The sequence below is a fragment of the Pseudomonas sp. RA_15y_Pfl1_P11 genome (assembly GCF_963970975.1).
Classification (GTDB): Bacteria; Pseudomonadota; Gammaproteobacteria; order Pseudomonadales; family Pseudomonadaceae; genus Aquipseudomonas; species Aquipseudomonas tritici.
In genome coordinates this window covers 24,954-50,266 of the sequence record NZ_CAXAOY010000021.1, presented here as the reverse complement: position 1 = coordinate 50,266, position 25,313 = coordinate 24,954, and the positions used below count along the sequence as shown (strand labels likewise).

29 protein-coding genes are annotated in these 25,313 nt (G+C 60.2%); 14 read left to right on the top strand and 15 right to left on the bottom strand.

Annotated features, from left to right (window positions below; genetic code table 11):
- The first annotated feature begins 139 nt into the window (after nt 1-139).
- A complete protein-coding gene (locus tag AACY44_RS23140; RefSeq protein WP_339415135.1) occupies nt 140-817 on the top strand; it encodes an FKBP-type peptidyl-prolyl cis-trans isomerase in 678 nt (225 codons plus the stop codon).
- Nucleotides 818-870: 53 nt separating this feature from the next.
- On the opposite strand, the gene rsd is transcribed toward AACY44_RS23140, so the two are convergent.
- The 7 genes from rsd to AACY44_RS23105 all read right to left on the bottom strand — a co-directional run bounded on the left by rsd (nt 871) and on the right by AACY44_RS23105 (nt 7,278).
- Complete coding sequence (gene rsd, locus AACY44_RS23135; RefSeq protein ID WP_339531136.1) at nt 871-1,329, bottom strand: sigma D regulator; 459 nt, start codon at nt 1,327-1,329, stop codon at nt 871-873.
- 208 nt (nt 1,330-1,537) lie between these two features.
- Entirely contained in the window at nt 1,538-2,059 is a 522-nt protein-coding gene (locus AACY44_RS23130; RefSeq protein WP_339415133.1) for a disulfide bond formation protein B, read from the bottom strand.
- A gap of 236 nt (nt 2,060-2,295) precedes the next feature.
- Nucleotides 2,296-3,537, bottom strand: a complete 1,242-nt coding sequence (locus AACY44_RS23125) for a heme biosynthesis protein HemY (RefSeq protein ID WP_339415132.1) — start codon at nt 3,535-3,537, stop codon at nt 2,296-2,298.
- A gap of 5 nt (nt 3,538-3,542) precedes the next feature.
- Nucleotides 3,543-4,664 (bottom strand): uroporphyrinogen-III C-methyltransferase, encoded by a 1,122-nt coding sequence (locus tag AACY44_RS23120; RefSeq protein WP_339428310.1) that lies wholly within the window; start codon nt 4,662-4,664, stop codon nt 3,543-3,545.
- A 41-nt stretch (nt 4,665-4,705) separates the two neighbouring features.
- Nucleotides 4,706-5,455, bottom strand: a complete 750-nt coding sequence (locus tag AACY44_RS23115; RefSeq protein ID WP_339506452.1) for a uroporphyrinogen-III synthase — start codon at nt 5,453-5,455, stop codon at nt 4,706-4,708.
- On the bottom strand, nt 5,452-6,393 hold the full coding sequence (gene hemC, locus AACY44_RS23110) for a hydroxymethylbilane synthase (protein ID WP_339531133.1): 942 nt from the start codon (nt 6,391-6,393) through the stop codon (nt 5,452-5,454). The genes AACY44_RS23115 and hemC overlap by 4 nt, the downstream gene beginning before the upstream one ends.
- Before the next feature lie 138 nt (nt 6,394-6,531).
- Nucleotides 6,532-7,278 carry a LytR/AlgR family response regulator transcription factor gene (locus AACY44_RS23105; protein WP_339415128.1) on the bottom strand — a complete coding sequence of 249 codons (747 nt, stop codon included), beginning with the start codon at nt 7,276-7,278 and terminating at the stop codon, nt 6,532-6,534.
- Between the two features lie 505 nt (nt 7,279-7,783).
- Here AACY44_RS23105 and argH point away from each other — a divergent pair.
- A complete protein-coding gene (gene argH / locus AACY44_RS23100; protein WP_339415127.1) occupies nt 7,784-9,178 on the top strand; it encodes an argininosuccinate lyase in 1,395 nt (464 codons plus the stop codon).
- Nucleotides 9,179-9,288: 110 nt separating this feature from the next.
- Here the strand turns inward: argH and AACY44_RS23095 are convergent, their stop codons facing one another.
- On the bottom strand, nt 9,289-9,948 hold the full coding sequence (locus tag AACY44_RS23095; RefSeq protein ID WP_339531131.1) for a glutathione S-transferase family protein: 660 nt from the start codon (nt 9,946-9,948) through the stop codon (nt 9,289-9,291).
- A gap of 126 nt (nt 9,949-10,074) precedes the next feature.
- Between AACY44_RS23095 and AACY44_RS23090 the strand changes: the two genes are divergently transcribed.
- The 3 genes from AACY44_RS23090 to AACY44_RS23080 all read left to right on the top strand — a co-directional run bounded on the left by AACY44_RS23090 (nt 10,075) and on the right by AACY44_RS23080 (nt 13,718).
- A complete protein-coding gene (locus AACY44_RS23090) occupies nt 10,075-10,359 on the top strand; it encodes a hypothetical protein (protein ID WP_065875446.1) in 285 nt (94 codons plus the stop codon).
- A gap of 96 nt (nt 10,360-10,455) precedes the next feature.
- Complete coding sequence (locus tag AACY44_RS23085) at nt 10,456-10,710, top strand: TIGR02647 family protein (protein ID WP_339415125.1); 255 nt, start codon at nt 10,456-10,458, stop codon at nt 10,708-10,710.
- A 167-nt stretch (nt 10,711-10,877) separates the two neighbouring features.
- The gene (locus AACY44_RS23080) at nt 10,878-13,718 is read left to right on the top strand and encodes a class I adenylate cyclase (protein ID WP_339428307.1); all 2,841 of its coding nucleotides are present in this window, start codon (nt 10,878-10,880) and stop codon (nt 13,716-13,718) included.
- A 12-nt stretch (nt 13,719-13,730) separates the two neighbouring features.
- Here AACY44_RS23080 and rnk read toward each other — a convergent pair whose 3' ends face one another.
- From rnk to cyaY, 3 genes are all read right to left on the bottom strand, one after another.
- The gene (gene rnk / locus AACY44_RS23075; protein WP_314564452.1) at nt 13,731-14,144 is read right to left on the bottom strand and encodes a nucleoside diphosphate kinase regulator; all 414 of its coding nucleotides are present in this window, start codon (nt 14,142-14,144) and stop codon (nt 13,731-13,733) included.
- A 131-nt stretch (nt 14,145-14,275) separates the two neighbouring features.
- Nucleotides 14,276-14,494: a DUF1289 domain-containing protein gene (locus tag AACY44_RS23070; protein ID WP_082224400.1), complete on the bottom strand. Its 219-nt coding sequence runs from the start codon at nt 14,492-14,494 to the stop codon at nt 14,276-14,278.
- Between the two features lie 2 nt (nt 14,495-14,496).
- Nucleotides 14,497-14,829, bottom strand: a complete 333-nt coding sequence (gene cyaY / locus AACY44_RS23065; RefSeq protein WP_339415123.1) for an iron donor protein CyaY — start codon at nt 14,827-14,829, stop codon at nt 14,497-14,499.
- A 238-nt stretch (nt 14,830-15,067) separates the two neighbouring features.
- On the opposite strand from cyaY, the gene lptM reads away from it, so the two are divergent.
- From lptM to AACY44_RS23035, 6 genes are read left to right on the top strand one after another with little or no spacing between them, the layout of a single operon-like run.
- Entirely contained in the window at nt 15,068-15,235 is a 168-nt protein-coding gene (lptM, locus tag AACY44_RS23060) for an LPS translocon maturation chaperone LptM (RefSeq protein WP_017845169.1), read from the top strand.
- Between the two features lie 9 nt (nt 15,236-15,244).
- Complete coding sequence (lysA, locus tag AACY44_RS23055) at nt 15,245-16,492, top strand: diaminopimelate decarboxylase (RefSeq protein WP_339415122.1); 1,248 nt, start codon at nt 15,245-15,247, stop codon at nt 16,490-16,492.
- A gap of 3 nt (nt 16,493-16,495) precedes the next feature.
- The gene (dapF, locus tag AACY44_RS23050; RefSeq protein WP_339415121.1) at nt 16,496-17,326 is read left to right on the top strand and encodes a diaminopimelate epimerase; all 831 of its coding nucleotides are present in this window, start codon (nt 16,496-16,498) and stop codon (nt 17,324-17,326) included.
- 13 nt (nt 17,327-17,339) lie between these two features.
- Nucleotides 17,340-18,056: a DUF484 family protein gene (locus tag AACY44_RS23045; protein ID WP_049710960.1), complete on the top strand. Its 717-nt coding sequence runs from the start codon at nt 17,340-17,342 to the stop codon at nt 18,054-18,056.
- A 2-nt stretch (nt 18,057-18,058) separates the two neighbouring features.
- On the top strand, nt 18,059-18,958 hold the full coding sequence (gene xerC, locus AACY44_RS23040) for a tyrosine recombinase XerC (RefSeq protein ID WP_339436192.1): 900 nt from the start codon (nt 18,059-18,061) through the stop codon (nt 18,956-18,958).
- Nucleotides 18,955-19,650: an HAD family hydrolase gene (locus AACY44_RS23035; RefSeq protein WP_339436193.1), complete on the top strand. Its 696-nt coding sequence runs from the start codon at nt 18,955-18,957 to the stop codon at nt 19,648-19,650. Before xerC ends, AACY44_RS23035 begins: the two co-directional genes overlap by 4 nt.
- Before the next feature lie 126 nt (nt 19,651-19,776).
- Here AACY44_RS23035 and sutA read toward each other — a convergent pair whose 3' ends face one another.
- The 4 genes from sutA to glnK form a co-directional block, all read right to left on the bottom strand.
- Entirely contained in the window at nt 19,777-20,106 is a 330-nt protein-coding gene (gene sutA / locus AACY44_RS23030; RefSeq protein ID WP_339437706.1) for a transcriptional regulator SutA, read from the bottom strand.
- 104 nt (nt 20,107-20,210) lie between these two features.
- Nucleotides 20,211-20,636, bottom strand: a complete 426-nt coding sequence (locus AACY44_RS23025) for a secondary thiamine-phosphate synthase enzyme YjbQ (RefSeq protein WP_339428305.1) — start codon at nt 20,634-20,636, stop codon at nt 20,211-20,213.
- Between the two features lie 210 nt (nt 20,637-20,846).
- Nucleotides 20,847-22,184, bottom strand: coding sequence for an ammonium transporter (locus AACY44_RS23020; RefSeq protein ID WP_049710955.1), 1,338 nt, complete (start codon nt 22,182-22,184; stop codon nt 20,847-20,849).
- 34 nt (nt 22,185-22,218) lie between these two features.
- Entirely contained in the window at nt 22,219-22,557 is a 339-nt protein-coding gene (glnK, locus tag AACY44_RS23015; protein WP_002555808.1) for a P-II family nitrogen regulator, read from the bottom strand.
- A gap of 422 nt (nt 22,558-22,979) precedes the next feature.
- Between glnK and AACY44_RS23010 the strand changes: the two genes are divergently transcribed.
- From AACY44_RS23010 to AACY44_RS23000, 3 genes are all read left to right on the top strand, one after another.
- Nucleotides 22,980-23,240 (top strand): accessory factor UbiK family protein, encoded by a 261-nt coding sequence (locus tag AACY44_RS23010; protein WP_339437705.1) that lies wholly within the window; start codon nt 22,980-22,982, stop codon nt 23,238-23,240.
- Between the two features lie 127 nt (nt 23,241-23,367).
- Nucleotides 23,368-23,499, top strand: coding sequence for a hypothetical protein (locus tag AACY44_RS23005; RefSeq protein ID WP_339437704.1), 132 nt, complete (start codon nt 23,368-23,370; stop codon nt 23,497-23,499).
- A gap of 260 nt (nt 23,500-23,759) precedes the next feature.
- The gene (locus tag AACY44_RS23000) at nt 23,760-25,256 is read left to right on the top strand and encodes a YifB family Mg chelatase-like AAA ATPase (protein WP_339428303.1); all 1,497 of its coding nucleotides are present in this window, start codon (nt 23,760-23,762) and stop codon (nt 25,254-25,256) included.
- Nucleotides 25,257-25,313: the final 57 nt, after the last annotated feature.

The window sequence follows — 25,313 nt, the reverse complement described above, 5'->3', positions numbered from 1 at the left end:
CGCCGCTAGGGCATGTTGACAGTATCGTTTGACTTGCGTTGCACCGTGTAAAAATTCTTGTCGATATAACGTAAATACGCGCCACTTCTCACCTCATCACACTGGCATAATCCGTCGCACTTTCGGCGGGAGAATGCCCATGTCGCGTTACCTTTTTCTTGTGCTTGGCTTGGCCATTTCGGTGGCCAATGCGAGCGATCAATCGCCGCCAAAAAACGCTGATCAGAACCAGCACGACCTCGCCTACAGCTTGGGCGCCAGTCTCGGTGAGCGCCTGCGGCAGGAGGTCCCCGACCTGCAGATCCAGGCTTTGATCGACGGCCTCAAGCAAGCCTATCAGGGCAAACCGCTGGCGCTGGACAACGCACGTATCGAACAGATTCTTGCCCAGCACGAAGCACAAAACGCAGCCGAAGCGCAGGGACCTCAAAGTGAAAAAGCACTTGTGGCCGAACAACAATTTTTGAGCAAAGAAAAAGCCGTAAAAGGCGTACGCGAATTGGCTGATGGAATCCTGCTCACCGAACTCACCCCCGGCACGGGTGGAAAGCCCAAGGCCAACGACCAGGTTGAAGTGAAATACGTGGGGCGATTACCCGATGGGACAGTGTTCGACCAGAGCAGGCAACCTCAATGGTTTCGTCTGGACAGTGTGATCAGCGGCTGGAGCAGCGCGTTGCAACAAATGCCCGTGGGCGCGAAATGGCGATTAGTGATTCCATCGGCCCAGGCCTATGGCGCCGACGGTGCCGGCGAGTTGATCCCACCTTATACACCGCTGGTATTCGAGATTGAGTTGCTCGGTACCCGTCCTTGACCCAATAAAAAACGGCGCGCCATGCGCACCGTCTTTCGTACCGCTGTCGAGGGTCAGGCCTGGGTAGCAGCCTCTTCTTTGTGAGCATTGTGCAGCACTTCGATCAGGCAATCTTCCAGCTCGAATCGCTCGTGCAGCAGCGCGCCCAACTCTTTGAATTTTTCAGCAACACAGTTTCCGGCATCACACAGGTCGGTAAACGCTAGCAGCTTCTCGGTAATGACATCGATGCGCGGGTAAATGGTCTCAGCCAAATCCAGGCCACGCTGATCGTCAAAGGCCTCCGCCTCCTTGGTGAGTTGATCGTAGACACCAAAATGGCCGGCCGACACGTAGTCCACCAATACAACGCAGAAGTCCTGCAACGGTTCGCGGTTCTCAGCCAGCGCCTCAGGCTTGGCACCGAGAGCATCAAAGGCCCGAACCAGTTCGTGGCGTGCCTTCAGCCAATTGTCGATCAGCTTGTGCACCCCACCCCAGCGTTCCTGAGCATTCTGACAACTATCCAGCATGGTGATCTCTCTTCCCTATAGGGGCGCTGCCGCCTGGTGCCTGCGCAACACTTCAAGGATAAAGCAGCGCTGGGCAAGGCAACATCTGACAAACGGTTTCAATAACACGTGCGGGCCAGATTATGCCCGCATGACGATGGCTTCAAGGTACGCAGGAGAGAAAGTTCATACAAGTGTTTAATCCCGCTCTCCAAACTGCGACTCGCTTTCAGCGCCTCGCCGGGCGCGAACACTGGCTTAAAAACAGCCGTGAAAACTGCATCAGGCCAAGGATCAACATCCCGATGAAGAACAGCAGGCTCCACTCGGGAAGGCTCAAATCAAACAGCGTCCAGTTGGTTTCCACGCAGTCGACAGTGCCTTTGAACGTCAACTGCAGGGCCTGCCAAAACGATAGGTTTTCGATCATGTAGTGCAGGCTGGGCCAGCAATCGGCTGCCTCATCCGGCGCGGCATTTTGTAGCAGCACCTGGCGCACGGCGGTTAGGGCGCCCAGCAAGGCGCAGACCATGCTTGCCAGCCCATAAAGACAGATCACGGGTCGCTTGGGATTGTGGAGTGCGGCGACCAGGTTGATCAATGTGAAAGCGGCCAGGAATCCCCGTTGCACTTGGCATAGGAAACACGGACGCAACGAGACGCCAAACTCGAGGTAAAAGGACGCGCCCAATGTCAGCGTACCCGCCAGGAACGCGAGGAAAAACAAGGAACGTGAAGGGGCCAAAGACATGCTTTATCCGCATCGCGAAAGATAGGTCGCTACGGTAGAGGAAAGGCCTGACCGCTTTCAATACATGCCAGAGCAGACGATTCCGTGAGAAGGTAAGGACTTCCCGTCAGAAGATGGAAGACCTTGGGCAATCGAGCGTCGGACTTTGCCGCCGAACGCTCCCCCCTCACTCTTTTCGAGCTAACGAAAGGTTGGCCGCCAGATACATCTGAGCCAACCCTTGCCCCTTTCCTACCTCAAACCCGAGCAGTGACAGGTAGCGGAGACGCAAGCAAACGGTTATCCAGCAGTCCAAGACCCTCTTGAAACAGCTGATTACTTCGCTCGGTGTCACCCAGTTGGGCCAACAAGCGCGCCAGCTCGGCACAAGCCTCAGGATTACGCTGCACTCGTAGGCTGCTCTCCAGATAATCCCGCGCCTTGCCCCACAGGCTGTTTTGCAGGCACAGGCGGCCCAACGTCAACAGCAGACTGGCATCGCCCGGGTGATCCTTGAGCCAGCCCTCGGCAAACTTCAACTGTCGGGCTGGATCACTGCCACGCAGCAGGCCGTATAGCCGGATCAGGTGGCTGTCGTAGCCGCGTTTGATGGCGCCACGCAGCGCTTCCTCGGCCTTGGCATCGGCGCCCAATTGGCGCAGCTGCTCGGCGTAAGCCAGAACCAGTTGCGGCTCTTGGCGCTGGGCGGAAGTGAGTTGCTGCCAGGCGCGCTCAAGGGACTGCAAACCGGCTTCGCCCTGCTCTTCTCGCTGAGCAGCCAGGCTAAGGTTCTCACCCCAGGCACGGCGTTCAAGCTCAGCCAGTTCGCTGGCAGGCAGGACTTTATCTTTGCGCAACTCCGGCAACAGACGGATCACCGACGACCAATCACCCCGCTGCTGATGCAGGCGCTGCAATTGACGCAAGACCTGGCCGTTATGCGGATGACGCTCGTGCATCGCCTGCAAGGTGGTCAGTGCACCATCGGTATCGCCGCGGTCCAGTTGCAGTTGCGCATGGCTCAAGGCAACTGCCAGCTCGGCCTGGGGCTGACGCTCCAGTGCTCTTTCCAGCAAGCCGTCGGACTCTTCGTAACGACCCTGCTCATTCGCAGCACGCGCGGCGCCGAGGTAGTACAGAAGTGGCTGGCGCTCGGCTTCGGCGGCGCGATGCAGGTGGCGCTCGGCACTGGCCCAGCGGCCCTCGGCGAGGTCCATCTGGCCCTGCTCGATGGCGATCTGCACGCGGCGGCTGCGGTTACGCCGCGACCACGGGTTGACCACACCACCGGAGGTGGTGACCAGGCTCAACAGCACACGGATCAGGTAGATCACCAAACCAATGGCAAACACCGCCACCACCGTCGCCCACAAGCTCGACTCGTAGTGCAGCACATGAGGGTAAGTAATCAGCACATAGCCGGTGTGTTTCGAAATGCCCACAGCCAGCGCCAACGCGATTGCAATCGCCAGCACCAGGATCACATAGAAGCGTTTCATCGGCTCTACTCCTGCTTCGCCGACGTAGCCGCCGGTGTGGCCGCCTTGGCTTCGTCAGCAGACAGATGACGACGTTCGAGATACGCCTGCACGGCAGCCAGGCTCGAGGCCAGGTCCGGCGTCACCACCGACACCGCCTTGGGCTCAAGTTCGGCAATACGCGCGAGCATCGCCTTGCTCTGCGGATTGCCTTGGTTAAAGTTATCCTGCAACACGCTACGCGCCTCGCCGAGGGAGCGGCTGTATACAGCCGACTCCCCGTTGAGCGCCGCCCATTGCGCCTGCTCCAGCGCCAGGCTCAACGCCAGGCGCACCTGGTTCAGGCCTTGGCCGGCCAGCAGTGGGCGAATGTTGTCATCCGGATTGAAGTCGATGCGGAAGTAACGGGAAATCTGCTCCCACCATAGGCGCCAACGGCTGTCCGTATCCGTGGTCGGACGCCCCTCGGAAGCCGGCTCGGTCAGTTGATATTCCGGGGCAATGGCCGCCAGTTGCACGACCTGGTCACGCAAAGCCGCCAATTGCAGGTACAGCCCAGTGCGATCCGGCTGCTCGGTGCTGCGCAGCGCTGCAAGGCTCTTGGCCAACTGCTCACGGGCGGCATAGGAACCTGGATCGCTTTGCTCGCGAAGAATCTCGTCGGCGCCCTGCACCAGCGCTTGGGCGCTATTGATATCTTGCAAGGCAGACAGACGCAGGCTCGCCAGGCGAATCAAGTGTTCAGCCTCGGCTAAACGCCAGTCCTTGCGGCTGGACCCCAACACGGTCTCAAGGCGCTGACTCAGGCGCTGCTGATCGCCCTGCAACTGGGCCACCAGGCGACGGCGCTCCTCCAGCTCATCAGCACCCGGCAACTGCGCCAGCCGCGCGGCCAGTTGTTGCTGGCTCTGCTTGAGGGACTGGGATTGGTCATCGAGGGTCTGCACCTGCCCCAGCTGTTGCTGGCTGCTGGCTTGCAGGGCGCGGACCTGCCAGATCCCCCAACCGCCGGCGGCAACACCGGCGGCGCCGAGCAGCAAGGCGACGACCGCCAGGCCATTGCCACGGCGCGGCGCGGTGACCGGTGACTCAACCGGCGCACCGAGTGCGGGTTGGGCTTCATCTTTAGGCAAGGCTGTTTCGCTCACGTATCCGTCCTTTGCGTTTCAGAGAGTGACTACGGCATGCCTCATAGGGCAAAGCTGCGTAACGCCACTAACAAAGCCGCGGCACTCGCACCGCGGCAATCCACAACTTTTTCTGCGCCAGCGCACCGCGCCATCTCGAAGACTCGCGGGCTCGGCACGAACAACGGCAACTGTGCCACCTGTGGCCAATCGGCTCCAGCCAAGGCGTGCAGGTGCAAAAAACCCTGCCCACTGCTGACCGTCAGGCCGTTCAAGCGTTCCAACTGGATGCGTTGCATCAGTACCCCGGCGTCGTAGGCCGGAAGGAAACGGCGATACAATTCCAGATAGTCGACACTAGCACCACTCGCGCGCAAACGCTCTGCCAGCAGCTCGCGACCGCCCTCGCCGCGCAGGATTAACACGCGTGCATCCGGGCGTGCGATAGCCTCGCGCAACGCAGGCAATTGAAGCAAGGCCTCGCTGTCATCGCCAGTAGGGGGATAGTGAACGTTGAGGCCGTGTTCGGCCAGTACCTGCGCGGTGGCTGCGCCGACGCTGAACCACGGCAGTTGCGGCCATGCTCGATGCAACTGTCGCACGGCTAGGCGCGCGGCGGGTTTGCTGACGACAATCACCGCACAATAGCGGCCCAGGTCATGCAAGACTTCCAGCTGTTCAGGTGTAACGGGAAGCGGCTCGATGTCCAGCAACGGCAGGCTGCTGCTGAAAATGCCGGCTTCGGCCAACGTCGCCGCCAGGGCCAACGACTCCTCGGCAGGCCGCGTCAGCAGCACACGCCATTCGTTCACTGCGGACCGGCCTCGCCGTAGATTTTTTGCAGGATGGCACCGGCGCCCTTGTCCAACAGTTCTTCGGCTACCTGGATGCCCAGTGCCGTCGCGTCACGCTGCGGGCCGCGCACCTCGGCAGTCAGCAAGGCGCCACCTTGCGGGTCCCCTACCAGTCCGCGCAACCACAGGTTTTCACCTTCGAGCACGGCGTAGCAGGCGATTGGCACCTGGCAGCCGCCGTTTAGGTGCTTGTTCAGCGCACGCTCGGCCGTGACGCGCACTTCGGTGTCGTGGTGATCCAGGGGTTTGAGCAGGGCGTGGATTTCACTGTCAGCGGTGCGACACTCGATGCCAACGGCGCCTTGCCCACCTGCGGGCAGGCTGTCCTCGACGCTGATGGCCGAGGTGATACGGTCTTCGAAACCCAGGCGGATGAGGCCCGCCGCTGCGAGGATGATCGCGTCATATTCGCCGGCGTCCAGCTTCGCCAAGCGGGTGTTGACGTTGCCACGCAGAAAGCGGATCTGCAGGTCCGGGCGGCGAGTCAGCAGCTGTGTCTGGCGGCGCAGGCTCGACGTGCCGACGATGCTGCCCAGGGGCAATTCTTCCAGGGACGCGTAGGTGTTGGAAACGAAAGCATCGCGCGGGTCTTCGCGTTCGCAGATGCAAAACAAACCCAGGCCTTCAGGGAAGTCCATGGGCACGTCTTTCATCGAATGCACGGCGATGTCGGCTTCGTTCGCCAGCAGCGCTGTTTCCAGTTCTTTGACGAACAAACCCTTGCCGCCGATCTTCGACAGAGGCGAGTCGAGCAGCTTATCGCCACGACTGACCATAGGCACCAGGGACACCTTGAGGCCGGGATGGGCCAGCTCCAGTCGTGCTTTGACGTATTCGGCCTGCCACAAGGCGAGGGCGCTTTTACGGGTGGCGATGCGGATTTCGCGAGAGGACATGGATCAATCCGTACTGAAAATATATGACGGATAATAACAGCTCAGGGAAATACGCTTTGATTTGAATCAGCAAGTGCGGGGCCTCCCTGGCCACGACGCACCGGGATAAGGAATTCAGGCCTCGCCACAGACGCGGGGCTAAAGCTGCTGCATCATCTTGCGCACGCCGGCAACATGCCGTCGGCTGACGATCAACGCATCGCCGTTAAGGCCTTTCAGGAATAGCTGAAAATGACCCAGGGGCGTGCGTTGCAGGCGTTCGATTCGCTCGCGGGCCACCAGCGCGTTGCGGTGGATACGCACGAAGCGGTCGCCGAACTCATCCTCAAGCGCCTTGAGCGGCTCATCAAGCAACACTTCGCCGCCTTGGTGGCGCAAGGTCACATACTTGTGATCGGCAATAAAATAGACCACCTCGCCCAGAGGGATCAGCTCAATGCCTTTGCGTGTACGAGCACTGATATGGCTGCGTGGCCCATTACCACTTTGGGCGGCTGGCTGAGTGAGCGCGGCGAGCTGCATGCGGGTTGGGCGTTCGGCCTTCTTCAGGGCCTTGAGCAATGCTTCGCCTACCACCGGCTTGATGAGAAAGCTGACTCCGCTGTCTTCCAACGTCTGCGCAGAAAACTCTTCGCCCGTTGCACAGAACACTACGGCCGGTGGGGACTCTCGCTCGCTCAGTCGGGCGGCAACTTGCAGGCCGTCAAGGCCCGACATACGGATATCGAGCAACACGACATCAGGCTTGAGGCTGTCGATCAGCGTCAACGCCTCTTCGCCCGTGGTGGCGCTCGGCTCTAATACTGCATAACCCTCGAGTTCACTGACCAGACGGCTCAGTCTTTCGCGGGCTTGGGGTTCGTCATCAACGATCAGGACATTCATATTGCGCTGGATTCCTGCGTGAGTCTCGCACAAGGATAGCGTAGACAGGTGCGGTGACGTGCGTCACAGCGATCCACGCTAAGACTAGCGCGAGCGGCAAAAAGTGCCCTGAGAGTGGCACCCAAATTTACCCGGACCTGTTCAATAGCGCCCAAGACCTGCTGCCTTCGGGCGTCGTAGTAGGGTTTGCTGATACACAATCGAATACCCCCCCTTTTCTAATGGATAGTCTGGGCTATGACCGCATCACCCGACTTTGGTGCATTCACACACTATCAGTCCAACTGTAGACGCTCGCTGAGACGACATTGCTGAATCGGCAAATATCGTTTCAATAAGCCCCTGTACCCAGTCTCGTCCTGGACGCGGTCGGCGGCAAGGCACTTAGCCATCCTTGGAGTAAATAAAAATGCCGACGACCCGCAGCCCCGCCTCCACGGGCAACCCTGTTATCATCGCCGGCACAACTTCATGCCTCTTTATTAAGCAGATCACGAGCGAATCCATGAGCACCGACAAGACCAACCAGTCCTGGGGCGGCCGCTTCAGTGAACCCGTCGACGCCTTCGTCGCCCGCTTCACCGCCTCCGTCACCTTCGACCAGCGCCTGTACCGCCACGACATCATGGGCTCCATCGCCCACGCGACGATGCTGGCCAAGGTCGGCGTACTGACCGACGCCGAGCGCGACAGCATCATCGACGGCCTGACCACCATTCGTGGTGAGATCGAAGCTGGCACGTTCGACTGGCGCGTCGACTTGGAAGACGTGCACATGAATATCGAGGCGCGCCTCACCGACCGCATCGGTGTGACCGGTAAGAAGCTGCACACCGGCCGCAGCCGTAACGACCAGGTGGCCACCGACATCCGCCTGTGGCTGCGTGATGAAATCGACCTGATCCTGTCCGAAATCACCCGCCTGCAGAAAGGTTTGCTTGAACAGGCCGAGCGTGAATCAGACACCATCATGCCGGGCTTCACTCACCTGCAGACCGCCCAGCCCGTGACCTTTGGCCACCACCTGCTGGCCTGGTTCGAAATGCTCAGCCGCGACTACGAGCGCCTGGTGGATTGCCGCAAGCGCGCCAACCGCATGCCCTTGGGCAGCGCCGCGCTGGCTGGCACCACCTACCCGATCGACCGCGAGTACACCGCGCAGCTGCTGGGCTTCGATGCCGTCGGTGGCAACTCGTTGGATGGTGTGTCGGACCGTGACTTCGCCATTGAATTCTGCGCGGCGGCCAGCATCGCGATGATGCACCTGTCGCGCTTCTCGGAAGAGCTGGTGCTGTGGACCAGCGCGCAGTTCCAGTTCATCGACCTGCCGGACCGCTTCTGCACCGGCAGCTCGATCATGCCGCAAAAGAAAAACCCCGACGTACCAGAACTGGTACGAGGCAAAAGCGGCCGTGTATTCGGCGCGCTGATGGGCCTGCTGACCCTGATGAAAGGCCAACCCCTGGCCTACAACAAGGACAACCAGGAAGACAAAGAGCCGTTGTTCGACGCCGCCGACACCCTGCGCGACTCGCTGCGCGCGTTTGCCGACATGATCCCGGCGATCAAGCCCAAGCACGCGATCATGCGTGAAGCGGCACTGCGTGGGTTCTCCACCGCGACCGACCTGGCGGACTACCTGGTGCGCCGTGGCCTGCCGTTCCGCGACTGCCACGAAATCGTCGGCCACGCGGTGAAATATGGCGTAGACACCGGCAAGGACCTGGCGGAAATGAGCCTGGAAGAACTGCGCAAGTTCAGCGACCAGATCGAACAGGATGTGTTTGCCGTGCTGACCCTGGAAGGCTCGGTGAATGCCCGTAATCACATCGGCGGTACTGCGCCGGCGCAGGTGAAGGCAGCTGTCGTGCGCGGCCAGGCCTTGCTCGCCAGCCGTTAAAAGCTTCGCGAGCAAGCCCGCTCCCACACTTGACTGCATTCCAAAAGTGGAACGCGATCAAGTATGGGAGCGGGCTTGCTCGCGAAGGCTTCACCACAGGCACCTACCCTCTATTTCTTGGCAGCAATCATCGCCATAAACGCGGGCATTGCAGCCTCCCGGTCCGCCGCTACTTTCTGAGCGTTGGGCATAGCATGCAGTCTTTCCAGCAACGCTTTGGCCGCCGGCGTCTCTGCCAGCAAATCCATTCCAAACAGCTTCTCGCCCACCGCACAGGCGAGGTTCACGCTGTACATGAAATACAAATCCGCAATCGTGAAATTATCCCCCGCCACAAACGGCGCGAACTTGCCGTGCCTGCCCAGCGCACTCAAGCCCAATAGCAATTCGGCCTTGGACTTCTCCTTGATCGCCTCCGGCACCGGCATACCAAAAAACGCTTCGGCAAAACACGCCCGCGCGGGCAGCTCGATATACAACTCGATTTCCCGGCATAGTGCCAGCACCTGTGCACGCTGGAACGGCTCGGCCGGCAGCAGTGCAGGCCCTTCCTGGGTGTGCTCGATGTATTCGAGGATGACACTGGTCTCATTGATAAAACCCTGTTTAACGCCCAACACCGGCACTTTGCCACGCGGGCTGGCTGCCAGGGCTTCGGGCGTTTGCCCGGCATAAAAAGGCACCTCTTCGAACGGCAGCCCTTTCTCCAGCAGCGCCAGTTTGACCATGTTGTAGTAGTTGCTGACCGAGAATCCGTAGAGCTTGAGCATTGCGGTTGCCTCCGTGCCGGGAATGGGGTTGGCTGCAAGCGTTATAGCTCCCCGTGCCGGGCCTTGCCAGCAGCATCACCGGCTTGAATGGGGGTAGACTGGCGCCCTTTCCTAGAGGAGCCTGCCATGAGCGAGCCGACCGATATCGACAACGACGAAGAAGAATTCACTGAAACCACCCTGATCGAAGCGATCGAAAACCAGATCGAGAGCGAAAACCCACCCGCCGCCAAGGCAACGTTCAACAAGCTGACCCTGGTGGGTTATGAGCGTGAAGAGATCCTGCAACTGATGGCCCACGTGCTCGCTGTCGAGATTGATGCCCTACTGGAAGAGGACCGTGCTTTCAATACCGAGTGGTATGAAACTGCACTGCGTGCACTGCCCGAATTGCCACCCGAAAAGCAATAAATCCAACACGCAGCAACACACTGGACAGTTCGGCAAAGTGCGTTCACCTTATGGCCTGCTAGCCTCTAATAAATTCTTAGAAAGTCTGGAGTCCTTATGTCGTTTACCCCTGAGTTGGTTGCCGAACTGGAAATCCTTGTACTCTTCAGCCTGGATAGCACCCAGGAAGGTCTGAAAGTCCATCAGACCGCTGCCCCTACTGCCATCGCCGCTGCCAAGCGCCTGTTCGAGAAAGGACTGATCGATCAGAAAGACGGGGGCTACCTGACCCCACTTGGTCGGGATGCCGCAGAACAAGCTAAAACCCTGCTGACCATCCTGACCACCGTCAACGCCAAAGAAGCCGCCTGATACCCGATACGCCCATGGAGTCCGCCACTTGCGGATTCCATGGGCGTTGCTGCGCAAGTGCGAAAATTCTGACGTCAAAAACCATTTCTCGCTAAACCTCCTACGCTACTGGCTGTAAACTCCTACATGGCCGCCCACGTCGGGCTCTGCGAGCCACCGACTTCGACATGACCCGCACCCATGAAATCCGCCCCGACCTGGAAGAAGGCATCGACCGCAAGGTACTGGCCCAATTGCGTGCGCGGTTCATGGCCCTCAACGAAGGCCGCATGGCGCGGGCCATCGAGGGGCTGACGCCACGCCAGCAAAGCGTGTTGACCCTGTTGCCGCTGTTTTTCCACGTCAACCATCCGCTGCTGCCGGGCTATGTGTCGGGCAGTACCCCGGCTGGATTATCCAACTTTGAGCCCGACGCCCAGGCCCTGACAGAAGCCCAGCGCCTCACCCGTTCGTTCTCCTACAAACCGCGCCACGGCAACCCGCCACGTCCGATTCACGGACTGTTTCTGATGGGCAGCCTCGGCACCCTGGCCCAAGCCGACCAGAGCGATATGGACGTGTGGGTCTGCCACGCGGCGGACCTCAGCGAAAATGAACTGGCTGAACTGCGCAAGAAATGCCAACTGTTGGAAGCCTGGGCGCTGACCATGGGCGCCGAGGCCCACTTTTTCCTGATCGAGCCGACACGCTTTGTGCTCGGCGAGCGCGACACCCAGCTCAGCTCGGAAGACTGCGGCACCACCCAGCATTACCTGCTGCTGGACGAGTTCTACCGCACCGCCATCTGGCTGGCCGGGCGTACGCCTATCTGGTGGCTGGTGCCGGTGTATGAAGAACCCCGCTACGCCGAATTCACCCACACGCTGATTTCCAAGCGCTTTATCCGCGCCGATGAAACCCTCGATCTTGGCCATCTGGCACGGATTCCCCCAGGCGAATTCATCGGTGCCGGGCTGTGGCAATTGTTCAAAGGCATCGAGTCCCCCTACAAATCGGTGCTCAAACTGCTGCTGATCGAGGTCTACGCCAGCGAACACCCTAACGTGCAGTGCCTGAGTCTGCGCTTCAAGCGGGCGGTGTTCGCCAACCAGATGGGCCTGGATGAGTTGGACCCCTACATCGTGGTGTACCGCCGCATCGAGGAATACCTCAAGGCCCGAAACGAGCCCGAGCGTCTGGAGCTGGTGCGGCGTGCGCTGTACCTGAAGGTCAACTGCAAGCTCACCGCTGGCCAGCGCAACACCAGTTGGCAGCGCTTGTTGCTCGAACGCCTGGCACATGAGTGGGACTGGGACCAGCGCCAACTGGCACTGCTGGACAGCCGCAGCCAGTGGAAAGTGCGCCAGGTCGCCTCCGAGCGTCGCGCCTTGGTCAACGAGCTGAATTACAGCTACCGCTTCCTGACCCAGTTCGCCCGCACCGAGCAGACCGTCAGCCTGATCAACAAGCGTGACCTCAATGTGCTGGGCAGGCGCCTGTACGCCGCCTTTGAACGCAAGGCCGGCAAAGTCGAGTTCATAAACCCCGGCATCGCCCCGGACTTGGCCGAAGACACCTTGACCCTGGTGCAATCGCCCAACCGCAAGGAGCCCGGCCAGCACCACTGGGGTTTGTACAACGGCAACCTCACTGCACTGGAATGGGAACACTTCGCGCCGATCAAGCGCAGCCGTGACCTGTTGGAGATGCTCACCTGGTGCCACCGCAACGGCGTGATCGACAGCAGCACCCGCCTGGCCTTGCACCCCGGCACCAGCGACATGACTGAGTTCGAGTTGTTCAACCTGCTGGGCCGCTTGCAACAGACCGTCGCCCTGCCCTTGACCAGCGTTGTTGAAGAGCGCCTGCTGCGTTCGGCGGTGCCCGAGGAAGTGTTACTGCTGATCAACGTCGGCGTTGACCCGCTCAAGCACCACCGCGACCTGAATATCCTGATGACCACCGAGCGCACCGATTCCCTGAGTTATGCCGGCGTGCGCGACAACCTAGTGCTGACGCTGGACCAGGTCACGCTCAATAGCTGGAACGAAGTGATGGTCAGCCGCTACGACGGCCCCCACGCCCTGCTCGACTGCCTGCGCGACTACCTTAACCAGTTACCGCCGGACCACCTGCCACGGCTGCGAGTGCGCTGCTTCTGTCACAACCGTGCGCAGTTCATTGCCCAGCGCGTGGAAGAAATCTTCGACACGGCGCAGCACCTGCTGCTGGGTCAGTCCAATCATCGCTACCTGCTGCAAGTGCAGCAGCACTATCACGTGATGGAGTTGATGCCAGGCCAAGCCACCCACGTTTCCCTAGAGACCCAGGATGCGCTGATCACCTACCTCAGCGAAGAACTGGCCAGCTACAGCCCGCTGCATCTGGATGCCATGGCCTTGGAAGAGCACGACCTGGCGCTGCTGCTGCCAATGGGTATGCCCGATTGCGTGCAGGTGTTCTATCGGGTCAGCGAAGGCTCTGCCGAATTGTATGTGCTGGATGAGTTCAACGCACTCTGGCAACAACGTCTGCCGTTTCATGATGAGCAGAGCTTGCTGGCGCCGTTGCAGCGCTTTTTGCAGTCGATCATTTATCGACGGAATGCGTTGTCGCCATTGGACCAGCAAGATCCGCTGGGGGCCGTGCAAATCATGTATTACCAGCTATTGCCCTCCGGCAGCGGGCGCGCACGGAGCATCGAGCCTCGACCAGCACCGGTGAATCTGGCAAATAAACCGTTTTATGACGTGCAAGCCATTATCGGCAAGGCCGCGCCGGGCCAGGTGGGCATTACCCTGTATTGCAATCAGCGGGAATTTTCCGAACTGGAGTTTGGCGACCAGCTGTTTGCAGTGGTCGCCCAGCAAATCGTCGGGCAACGCCAGGAAACCGAGCGTTACCGCTGTTACATCACCGATCTGGACCTGTCCGGCCTGCTAGGTGATGTAAAAAGCCCGAGCAACCTTTACTTGCGTTACAAGGCCGAACTGGAGCTGTCGCTCAATGAGGCGCTGAGCCAGATTTAGAGCGACTCTGTTTTAAAGAGAGAAAGGGCCGCCGTCTTTGGGCTGGCCTTCCACGCTGAGCAATTCCAGCTTGAGGGTCTTGCCGCCGGGTGCCGGCCAGTCGATATGCTGGCCCACTTGCAGGCCAAGCAACGCACTGCCCACCGGCGCCAGGATCGAAATCTTGCCTTCGTCGGCGTTGGCGTCCTTGGGATAAACCAAGGTCAGGTGATAGTCCTTGCCGCTGCCTTGCTCGCGGCAATGCACGCTGGCGTTCATGGTCACGACACTTGCAGGCACTTCATCGTGGCCAACCACGTCTTCGGCGCGGTCGAGTTCGTGTTGCAACGCTTCGACACCGGGAAACTCGTCGCCCAAGCGGTCGATCAGTTGCTCAAGACGCTGCACGTCAAGACGGGTGAGGATGATGGACGGTGCGGTGGTCATGATTCAGGCAGACTCCTTTTTTCTGCACAAAAAAGCAAAACCCCGCCAGGAAAAGGCGGGGTTCTCACGGGCCTCGATGAGTTGAGGCGTACCCGGACACTACCACAGCGTCACAAATAAACAAGACGGCCTCAGGCGTGGGCCCGGCGCTGCTCAGCCTCGGCACAGATCACTCGGCGCCGCGCGTCGTCGGCAGAGCGCCATTCGCGGATGTCTTCCACATGTCGGAAGCAACCGAGGCAGACTTTCTGCTCGTCCAGGCGACACAAACTGATACAAGGTGACGGCACCGCCGGGCTGACATTGCTGAACAGCGGTTTCGGCGGGCGTACTGGGGCTGGCTGGCTCACTATCAGATCTCTTCGAAATCCAGATCGGCACCGGCTTGTTCCAAGACCAGGCGCGCGAGCATTTCGCTGAGCAGCTCATCGCTGCTATCGCACTGCCAGTTATTGTCTTCTTCGTTGAAATCGAAGTGAAAACCACCGGAACGCGCAGCCAGCCACAGCTGGCGCAGCGGTTCCTGGCGACTGAAGATCAACTGGGTGCCATTCTCGAACTTGACGGTCAGCACGCCGGCCGAGTTTTCAAGGTCCACGTCCAGGCCGCTGTCGTCGAAAATATCTTCCAACTTCTCCTGGGTCGAATCCACCAGGTCGTGAAAACGGGCTTCGGTCAAACTCATTGTGGCAACCTCAAAAGTGTCTGGTTTTGCTCAAGCGCCGCACGATACGGGCGAGCCCCGCCGATTGCAAAGGATACCGATTTCAACACGATTGACGGCGTGAAATATCCTCAAACAGCGTAGTGCGCTTCTCGACTATCTCGGCAAACCCCCGCCAGACGGGTATTCCGGCGCATAGGCAAGCTGGCGGGTGGTCGGTATACTCGGGCGCAATTAATGCATATTCAAGGATTTCGCCATGAAGCGCCTGATCTCTTCCCTTGCTGCGCTCGTCGCGGTCGCTTGCCTCGTTAGTGCCTGTGGTCAAAAAGGCCCGCTGTACCTGCCCGATGACAGCAAAGACCCGAATGAACAGGCGCAATCGTCGCAAAAACCAGCCAAAGCGCATAAGCACGATACCTATTAAGGGAACCTCATGGACGCTTTTAACTACCGGGACGGCGAGCTGTTCGCGGAAGGCGTGGCGTTGTCCGCGATTGCCCAGCGCTTTGGTACCCCGACCTATGTGTACTCCCGTGCTCATATCGAAGCCCAGTACCGCTCTTTCACCGACGCACTGAACGGCGTGCCGCACTTGGTGTGCTACGCGGTCAAGGCCAACTCCAACCTGGGCATACTGAATGTCCTGGCGCGCCTGGGCGCTGGTTTCGACATCGTGTCCCGTGGCGAGCTGGAACGCGTACTGGCTGCCGGTGGCAAGGCTGACAAGATCGTCTTCTCCGGCGTCGGCAAAAGCCGCGAAGACATGCGCCGCGCCCTCGAAGTCGGCGTGCATTGCTTCAACGTCGAGTCCACCGACGAGCTGGAGCGCCTGCAAGTCGTGGCCGCCGAGCTGGGCGTTCGCGCGCCGATCTCCCTGCGCGTCAACCCGGACGTTGACGCCGGTACCCACCCGTACATTTCCACCGGTCTCAAAGAGAACAAGTTCGGCATCGCCATTGCCGACGCCGAAGACGTATACATCCGCGCCGCGCAGTTGCCGAACCTGGAAGTATTGGGCGTCGACTGCCATATCGGCTCGCAACTGACCAGCCTGCCTCCATTCCTCGATGCGCTCGACCGCCTGCTGGCGCTGACCGACCGCCTCGGCGAGTGCGGCATCTACCTGCAACACATCGACCTGGGTGGTGGTGTGGGCGTGCAGTATCGCGACGAGGAGCCGCCGCTGATCGGCGATTACATCCAGGCTGTGCGCGAGCGCACTGAAGGTCGCGGCCTGACCCTGATGTTTGAGCCGGGCCGTTATATCGTCGCCAACGCAGGCGTGCTGCTGACCCAGGTCGAGTACCTCAAGCACACCGAGTACAAGGACTTCGCCATCGTCGATGCGGCGATGAACGACTTGATCCGCCCGGCGCTGTACCAGGCCTGGATGAATGTCACCGCCGTGACGCCTCGCGCAAGCGAAGCCCGCGCCTATGACATTGTCGGTCCGATCTGCGAAACCGGCGACTTCCTGGCCAAGGATCGTCAGCTTGCGCTGGAGGAAGGCGATCTGCTGGCCGTGCATTCGGCCGGTGCCTACGGGTTTGTCATGAGTTCCAACTACAACACCCGCGGGCGTTCCGCCGAGGTGCTGGTGGACGGTGAACAAGCGATTGAAGTGCGTCGCCGCGAGACGGTAGCCGAGTTGTATGCTGGCGAAAGCCTGCTGCCGGAGTAAGCCATGCTGCTGCGTTTTACCAAGATGCACGGGCTGGGCAATGATTTCATGGTCCTCGACCTGGTCAGCCAGCACGCGCACATCCTGCCCAAACACGCTAAACAGTGGGGCGACCGTCATACTGGCATTGGTTTCGACCAATTGCTGCTGGTGGAAGCACCGACCAACCCGGAGGTGGATTTCCGTTACCGGATCTTCAACTCCGACGGTTCCGAAGTGGAACAGTGCGGCAATGGTGCGCGCTGCTTCGCGCGCTTTGTGCTGGACAAGCGCCTGACCGCCAAGCGGCAGATCCGCGTTGAGACAAAAAGCGGCGTGATCGAGCTGGACATCCGCAGCGACGGCCAGATCAGCGTCGACATGGGCGCGCCACGCCTGGTGCCAGCGGACATTCCGTTCCAAGCCACCGAGCAAGCCTCCAGCTATGCCGTTGAGGTCGACGGTAAGATCGTCGACCTGGCCGCCGTGTCCATGGGCAACCCCCATGCCGTCCTGCGGGTCAACGACATCAACACTGCGCCCGTGCATGAATTGGGGCCGAAGATCGAACACCACCCGCGCTTTCCGGCACGGGTCAATGTGGGCTTCCTACAGGTGATCGACCGTTCCCGCGCGCAGCTGCGTGTGTGGGAACGCGGCGCCGGCGAAACCCAAGCCTGCGGCACTGGCGCCTGCGCCGCTGCCGTAGCCGCGATCAGCCAGGGGTGGATGGATTCGCCGCTGTTGATCGACCTGCCCGGTGGACGTTTGTCCATCGAGTGGGCAGGCCCTGGCCACCCGGTGATGATGACCGGGCCGGCTTCGCGCGTATACGAAGGACAGGTCCGTCTATGAGTGAGCCAAGCCAATGACCGATAAGCCTCAAGTACCCGCACACGCTACCCCGAGCGACAGCCTGGAGGCCGCTGCCGTCGCGGCGTACCTTGAGGCTAATCCGGACTTCTTCGTCGAACACGAAGAACTGCTGCCGGCCCTGCGCATCCCCCACCAGCGCGGCGACACCGTGTCGCTGGTGGAGCGGCAGATGAAGATCCTGCGCGAGCGCAATATCGAAATGCGCCACAAGCTTTCGCACTTGATGGACGTCGCCCGCGACAACGACCGCCTGTTCGACAAGACTCGCCGCCTTATTCTTACGCTGATGGACGCCACCAGCCTGGAAGAAACGGTGATCGCCGTGGAAGACAGCCTGCGCCAGGACTTCCAGGTGCCCTTTGTCAGCCTGATCCTGTTCAGCGACAACCCGATGCCGGTAGGTCGTTGGGTCAGCGGCAGCGAAGCGCAAACGGCGATTGGCGGCCTGCTCTCCGAAGGCAAGACCATCAGCGGCACCTTGCGCGAGCATGAGCTGGACTTCCTGTTTGGCGCCGAACAGCGCCAGCAGATCGGCTCCACCGCTGTGGTCGCCCTCAGCCATCAAGGCTTGCACGGCGTGCTGGCGATCGCCAGTCGCGACCCTCAGCACTACAAGAGCTCAGTAGGCACGCTGTTTTTGACCTACATCGCCGAAGTATTGGGCCGCGTCTTGCCGCGCTTCACCACCGCCCTGCGCGCGGTGCGCTAGCCATGGAACGGCAACTGGACGCTTACTGCGCTCACCTGCGCAACGAGCGCCAGGTGTCGCCTCACACCCTGGAAGCTTACCGGCGGGACTTGAACAAGGTCCTGGCGTACTGCGAAAAACAACAGATCAGCAGCTGGAAGGCCCTGGATATCCAGAGCCTGCGCAGCCTGGTCGCGCGCCTGCACCAGGCAGGCCAATCTTCGCGCAGCCTGTCGCGCCTGCTCTCTGCCGTCCGCGGGCTTTATCATTATCTGAACCGTGAAGGCCTGTGCGACCACGACCCGGCCAATGGCCTGTCGCCCCCCAAGGGCGAACGGCGCCTGCCCAAGACCCTGGACACCGACCGCGCCCTGCAACTGCTCGATGGTGCCGTCGAGGATGACTTCCTGGCCCATCGCGACCAGGCGATCCTGGAGCTGTTCTATTCCTCAGGCTTGCGCCTCTCGGAGCTGACCGGCCTGAACCTGGATCAACTCGACCTCGCCGACGGCCTGGTGCAAGTGCTCGGCAAGGGCAGCAAGACCCGAGTGCTGCCCGTAGGCCGCAAAGCGCGGGAAGCCTTGCAGTTGTGGCTACCGCTGCGCCTGTTGACCCACCCGGCGGACGACGCGGTGTTTGTCAGCCAGCAAGGCCGCCGCCTGGGGCCACGGGCGATTCAAGTGCGGGTCAAGGCGGCGGGTGAGCGCGAATTGGGGCAAAACCTGCACCCACACATGCTGCGACACTCCTTTGCCAGCCATATGCTGGAATCGTCTCAAGACTTGCGCGCAGTTCAAGAGCTGCTCGGCCACTCTGACATCAAGACCACGCAGATCTACACCCATCTGGATTTCCAACACCTGGCAACGGTGTACGACAGCGCCCATCCACGGGCCAAACGCATCAAGGGCGGCGACTCATGAGTATCAAGCTGATCACCTTCGACCTGGACGACACGCTCTGGGACAACGTACCCGTCATCATCAGCGCCGAAGCGTCGATGCGCGAATGGCTGGCCACCCACGCGTCCAAGGTCGGCGACCTGCCTCTGGAGCATTTCGCCACTCTGCGCCAACAGGTGCTGGAGCGTTATCCTGAGCTGAAACACCGTATCAGCCTCCTGCGCCACCGGGTGTTGATGCATGCATTTGAAGAGGCCGGTTATGCACAGCCTGAGGCCACGGAGATGGCGGACGTGTGTTTCGAAGCCTTCATCCATGCGCGGCACCAGATCACCCCATTCCCCGAAGCCGAGCCGATGCTGCAAGCGCTGCGCCAGCACTTTCTGCTGGGGGTGATCACCAACGGCAATGCCGATGTGCAGCGGGTGGGCTTGGCGGATTATTTCCACTTTGCGCTGCGTGCCGAAGACATAGGTATCGCCAAGCCGGATGCGCGATTGTTTCAGGAAGCGTTGCAGCGCGGTGGCGTGGACGCGAGCGCAGCGGTGCATATTGGCGATCATCCAGGGGATGACATTGCCGGCGCACAGCAGGCGGGGCTTCGGGCGGTGTGGTTCAATCCGACAGGCAAGGTGTGGGAGGGGGAAAAACGCCCGGATGCGCAGATTCGTAGCCTGACGGAGTTGCCAGCATTGCTGGATAGCTGGAACTAGCACCGAACCGAATGTGGGAGTTGGCTTGCCTGCTCCCACAGAGTATTACGGCAGGCCGCAAATTTATTGCACCCATGAAAAAACCCGCAGCGACGGCGGGCTTTTCACGCAAGCATGCCATTGACCCTAGATAGGCCGGCTGCCGTACTTGTTATCAGGCTTCTTCGGCGGGTCTGCCACCACGTTAGCCTCGACTTCGACCACTTTGCCGCCTTTAGCGAGGAATTCTTCCATCGCAAGGGCCAGGGCATCGCGCTCTTTGTTCTTGGCTTCAACGCTTGGCAATTCATCTACCGACACAGCTGCCTTGGCTTTGCCCTTGGCTGCTTTGACAGGTGCGTCATCGCCACCGTCATCACCTTCGTCAGCAACGTCTTCGACTGCCGCTTCAATCCCTTCCTCGGTCTCGTCGTCACCTACTTCGAGTTCGTCGTTTTCCAGATCATCGTCGCTCATGTTCTACCTCATGACTTGCGAAAAGCAGATTAGTTATAGCCCAGCTTCACCCTCTGTCGACGGCTGCCGGAAAAAAAATCAACATCCACCGGATAACCAGTGGCTTACGCCCCATCACCGTGCAAGGTGGCGAGGACTTTACGAGCACCGCCATGATCACGGTGCTCGCCCAGATAAACACCTTGCCAGGTCCCTATCGCCAAGCGGCCGGCCTGCACCGGCAAACTCAGCTGGCAGCCCAGCAGACTGGCCTTGAAATGCGCCGGCAGATCATCCGGACCTTCGTCGTTGTGTTCGAACCCTGCACGCCCTTGCGGCACCAGCGAGTTGAAAAAACGTTCGAAGTCACGGCGAACCGCCGGGTCGGCATTCTCGTTGATGGTCAACGAGGCCGAGGTGTGCTGCAGCCACAAATGCAACAAGCCCACGCGACAGGCCTTCAATTCAGGCAAGCCGGCCAGCAACTCATCGGTCACCAGGTGAAAGCCCCGGGGCTTGGGCCGCAGAGTAATCAAGGTCTGTTGCCACATACAGTTCTCCGCCCATCGGCGCGCATTCTAGCGTGCTCTGGGAAAAAACAAAGTGCCGAATACGCCTACATGCCTGTAAGACATTGGCACGCTGAAAAGCGCCTTGTGTATCCCATCACAAACGCTGCGTAAAAACCGGTACAGCTTGGTATGACTGACAAACTCCAGGCAAAAAAATGCCCGGCAAGCCGGGCATCTTTTTTCGCGTAATTACAAGTTGTAACCGCGCTCGTTGTGTTGCGCCAGGTCGAGGCCGACAGCCTCTTCCTCTTCGGTCACCCGCAAGCCCATGACCATGTCCAGCACCTTGAGGATGATGTAGGTCACGATAGCTGTGTAGATCACGGTGAAACCTACACCTTTGCACTGGATCCAGACCTGTGCAGCCACGTCAGTCACGGTGCCGAAGCCGCCCAGTGCCGGGGCTGCAAACACACCGGTGAGGATCGCACCGACGATACCGCCGATACCGTGCACGCCGAACGCGTCCAAGGAGTCGTCGTAGCCCAGCTTGCGCTTGAGGCTGGTGGCGCAGAAGAAGCAGATCACACCGGCGACTAGACCGATCACCAGGGCACCCATCGGGCCGACAGTGCCGGCAGCTGGGGTGACTGCGACCAAGCCAGCCACTACACCCGAGGCGATACCCAGTGCGCTTGGCTTACCGTGGGTGATCCACTCAGCGAACATCCAGCCCAGCGCCGCAGCAGCGGTAGCGATCTGGGTAACCAGCATCGCCATGCCGGCGGTGCCGTTGGCGGCAGCAGCGGAACCGGCGTTGAAGCCGAACCAGCCCACCCACAGCATGGCCGCGCCGATCAGGGTGTAACCCAGGTTGTGCGGTGCCATTGGGGTGGTCGGGAAGCCTTTGCGCTTGCCGAGCACGATGCACGCCACCAGACCCGCCACACCGGCGTTGATGTGCACCACGGTGCCGCCAGCGAAGTCCAGCACGCCCCAGTCCCACAACAGCCCACCGTTACCGCTCCAGACCATGTGCGCGATTGGCGCATAGACCAGGGTGAACCAGATAGCCATGAAGATCAGCATCGCGGAGAACTTCATGCGCTCGGCGAAGGCACCGACGATCAGCGCCGGGGTGATGATGGCGAACGTCATCTGGAAGGTGATGAACACGGCTTCCGGAAACAGTGCCGCAGGCCCGGTGATGCTGGCCGGGGTAACGCCCGCCAGGAACGCCTTGCCCATGCCGCCGAAGAAGGAGTTGAAGTTGACGACGCCCTGCTCCATCCCGGTCGTATCAAACGCGATGCTGTAGCCGTAGACGACCCACAGGATGCTGATCAGGCCGGTGATGGCAAAGCACTGCATCATCACGGAAAGAATGTTTTTGGAGCGCACCATACCGCCGTAGAACAGCGCCAGGCCTGGAATGGTCATGAACAGCACCAGCGCGGTGGACGTAAGCATCCACGCGGTGTCACCGGAATTGAGGACTGGAGCCGCCACTTCGTCTGCCGCCATGGCCAGGCTTGGCATTACGATGGACAACAGGGCTCCGAGCCCTGCGAATTTACGCAGAGTCATATTGTTTTCTCCTGGGGCGTTGGGGTTTGGCGGCTTAGATTGCGTCGGTATCGGTTTCGCCGGTACGGATGCGAATAGCCTGTTCCAGATTGACCACGAAGATCTTGCCGTCACCGATCTTGCCGGTGTTGGCAGCCTTGGTTATCGCCTCGATAACCCGGTCAAGATCCTTGTCGTCAATGGCGACATCAATCTTCACCTTTGGCAGGAAATCGACCACGTATTCCGCGCCGCGATACAGCTCGGTGTGACCCTTCTGCCGACCGAAGCCTTTGACCTCAGTAACGGTAATGCCCTGCACGCCGATCTCGGACAACGACTCGCGTACATCGTCCAACTTGAACGGCTTGATGATGGCAGTGACTAGCTTCATGAAAACTCTCTCCCGAATTGGTGGACTTGCCCCAGGAAAACAAACCCGTCTCAAGTCTAAGCGCAGTGCCTGGCTTTGTAACGCGTCGTCGCCTCGGCATTTGCCTTTGCGACGCCAGCGAACCACTGGTGACGAAACCTGTACCCCTGATCCGTCGGCGCACTGCATTCGTCACAGCGACTGCATCAGTGCATGGGTCATGATCGTCTAAGCAGAAACCTTGCCAGCTCCGTAAAAATGACTGAAATCAGTCCTTTGCCCACTTATGTCCACCTGCTGGGCCTAATGGCGGCGGCAATGCGCACAAAAACAGTGCGCCAGCGCCCAGCCCCCTGCGCGAAAAGCGTGCGTGCGCCGCCATGAAAAAGACTATAGACGCTGCGTGATACACTGGCGGCCAACAGTTTTCCGGAATATTTCCCATGCTCGCGCCCAAAGACCTCCTCGACGCCCTGAGCGGCCACGCCTCTCGCTTGTTCAACGGTGATACCCCGCTGCCTCGCAATGAGATCGAAAGCCAATTCAAGGCATTGCTGCAAAGCGGCTTCAGCAAACTTGATCTGGTCAGCCGGGAAGAGTTCGATAGCCAGATGGTGGTGCTTGCCCGCACGCGTGCGCGACTGGAGAGCCTGGAGGCTAAAGTCGCGGAGTTGGAAGCACGCTTGACGCCAGCGAGCGAATAACCGGCATCAAACCCTCCATGTGGGGCTTAACCGCCCTTGACCGGCGCCTGCTGAAAATACAATTCAGCTTTTTGCTGGTAGTGCTCGGTGGACGCTGCAACCAGCTTGCTGTGGCGTGGTAGGCCTGATGCTGATCAACATCCCGACCTCTGCCGTCAGGTTGCTGGCGACACCCAAGCAGCATCGCAATCGGATATTCGCCACCGTGTCCTTCCTCTCCGCAGCCGCCAGCCCGCTGGGCAGTTTTGGAACGGCCTGATCGCTCACCTCGGTGTCGCACTGACCATCACGTCACTGGGTGCGATGGTGCTGGGGCTGTCGCTACTGGTGTTCCTGATTCCCGACTTCCGCACATTCATGCGCTCCCCCGACACACAACTCAGCGATGCTTACCTGGATAAATATCCCGACGCCTTGCGCGTTGATACGTCCTGTAAAAGTCTGATCCCTTACCCCCCTGCCATCCCTCGTCTACCCTTGAAAAACCGCAGGAAGCGGCCTCCCATTCAAGGAACGAGCATGTCCCTCGCGATCGTCCACAGCCGCGCCCAGATTGGCGTCGAAGCCCCCGCCGTCACCGTTGAAGTGCATATGGCCAATGGTTTGCCGTCCCTGACGCTGGTGGGCCTGCCGGAAACGGCGGTCAAGGAAAGCAAGGACCGCGTGCGCAGCGCCATCCTCAACTCCGCCCTGCAATACCCGGCCCGGCGCATCACCCTCAACCTCGCGCCCGCCGACCTGCCCAAGGACGGCGGGCGTTTTGATCTGGCGATTGCCCTGGGCATCCTGGCAGCCAGTGTGCAGGTGCCGGCGTTGATGCTCGATGACGTGGAATGCCTGGGGGAGTTGGCGCTGTCCGGGGAAGTACGCGCCGTGAAAGGCGTGTTACCGGCGGCGCTGGCGGCGCGCAAGGCCGGGCGTACCGTGATAGTGCCCAGGGCGAATGCCGAAGAGGCGTGCCTGGCGTCGGGGTTGAAAGTGATCGCAGTGGACCACTTGCTTCAGGTGGTCGCGCACCTGAATGGGCATCAGCCGATTGAGCCGTACAAATCCGATGGCTTGCTGTACTTGAATAAACCCTATCCCGACCTGAGTGAAGTACAAGGCCAATTGGCGGCCAAGCGGGCGTTACTGATAGCGGCGGCGGGGGCGCATAACTTGTTGTTCAGCGGCCCGCCTGGTACCGGTAAAACGTTGCTCGCCAGTCGTCTGCCTGGATTGTTGCCACCCTTGAGTGAGCAGGAAGCCTTGGAGGTTGCAGCGATTCAGTCCGTGGTCAGCCTGGCCCCGCTGAGTCATTGGCCGCATCGGCCGTTTCGCCAGCCACATCACTCGGCCTCAGGCCCGGCGCTGGTGGGCGGCGGATCAAAACCGCAACCTGGGGAGATCACCCTGGCCCATCATGGTGTGTTGTTCCTAGATGAGTTGCCGGAGTTTGACCGTAAGGTGTTGGAGGTGCTGCGAGAGCCGTTGGAATCGGGACATATCGTCATCTCCCGCGCGCGCGACCGCGTGAGTTTTCCAGCTCGTTTTCAGTTGGTGGCGGCAATGAACCCGTGCCCTTGCGGTTATATGGGGGAGCCCAGCGGGCGTTGTCGCTGCACGCCGGAGCAGATCCAGCGTTACCGCAACAAACTCTCCGGGCCATTGCTGGACCGGATCGACTTGCACCTGACGGTGGCACGGGAAACGACTGCGCTGAACCCAATCCGCCAAGCTGGCGACACAACTGCTCATGCATCGGCGCTGGTCGCCCAGGCCCGAGAGCATCAGCAAAAACGCCAGGGGTGTGCCAACGCGTTTCTTGATTTGCCGGGGCTACGCAAGCATTGCAAGCTGACCAAGGTCGATGAGGGCTGGCTGGAGAACGCTTGCGAGCGTCTGACGCTGTCGCTGCGTGCAGCTCATCGATTGTTGAAGGTGGCCCGCACCTTGGCAGATCTGGAGCAAGCGGTCGCCATTTCGCGCGATCACCTTAAAGAGGCCCTGCAATACCGGCCGGCAGCGATCACCTGAGCCGTGCACATAATCAAACAGGGGAGCTGCCTGCCTTCGACACCCATAGATATTCAA